This window comes from Corynebacterium sp. HMSC073D01, assembly GCF_001815555.1.
GTDB classification, from domain to species: Bacteria; Actinomycetota; Actinomycetes; order Mycobacteriales; family Mycobacteriaceae; genus Corynebacterium; species Corynebacterium glucuronolyticum.
This window is the reverse complement of record NZ_KV821071.1, coordinates 1-1,019: the sequence shown is the minus strand read 5'-3', so window position 1 is coordinate 1,019 and position 1,019 is coordinate 1. Positions and strand designations below refer to the sequence as shown.

Sequence of the window (1,019 nt, the reverse complement as noted above, 5' to 3'; positions counted from 1 at the left end):
AAAGGCAACATCGCCCTCACCGCAACCGGCGAAGAGTTCTACGCTACCTCGGATGAGGAGCGCAAACAGCTTGGGCTGCGATCCCTAGTGCCCGTGCCCATGCCACAACTTCCGGAACCGGCAGAAGATGGGCTTGAGATCAGCAATCTCACCTTCGCCTACCGCCACGGAAACACGGTTCTCAACATCAGCCATCTGCTCTTCCCGGCAGGGAAAATCACGGCACTCCTCGGCCCGTGCGGGTCAGGCAAATCAACACTGGCACGCATTGTTTGCGGACTAGAAAAAGCCAAACATGCATCCATCACACTCGGCGGACAAAAATTCACCAGCCGTGACGCCTACCTTGTGATGCAAGACCCTACCCGACAGTTGTTCTCAGATACCGTCATCGACGAAGTCACGCTCGGCACGACCAAAGCCGAAAAGCAACACATCGATGCCCACGCGATCCTTGAAGAACTCGACCTTGCCGACCACGAGGCTGACCATCCGCAAGCACTCTCTGGCGGGCAACGCCAACGCCTGGTTATTGCTACAGCGCTTGCTGCGAACAAGAAAGTTTACATCTTCGACGAGCCCTCGTCCGGTGTTGGCTACAAGCACCTTGTCGCGATTTCCCGAGTAATGCGTAAACTCGCTGACACTGGTGCCGTCGTCATTGTCATCACCCACGACGCTGAACTCGTTACCGAGGTCGCCGACCATAGCGTCCGCCTCGACCAAATCAACGCCTGCTAACGCAAGCGATTTTTGACCCCCCTAAGCGATACTCGCTAACGCAAACGCCTACTTATCATTTTCGACGTCCTAGTGGAGCCGATGACGATGGAGCCGATGACGGAGCCGATGACGGTGTCCTGCGTCAGTACTTAGTTGACACCTTGGGTCAGCATTTTTTTACATGACAGTTGACACATCAGTCAGGACATCGTTGACGCAATCAGCACCTGTGCAGCCGTCGGTGATAGGTGACACATCAGTCGGGACATAGTTGACACCCTGAGCCCATAATTATT

The 1,019-nt window shown here is 55.0% G+C and carries 1 protein-coding gene; it reads left to right on the top strand.

Annotated elements, in window-relative coordinates; genetic code table 11:
• Nucleotides 1-741, top strand: a 741-nt coding sequence (locus HMPREF3044_RS10105) for an ATP-binding cassette domain-containing protein (RefSeq protein ID WP_141759683.1), incomplete at its 5' end; no start/stop codon positions are given.
• Nucleotides 742-1,019: the final 278 nt, after the last annotated feature.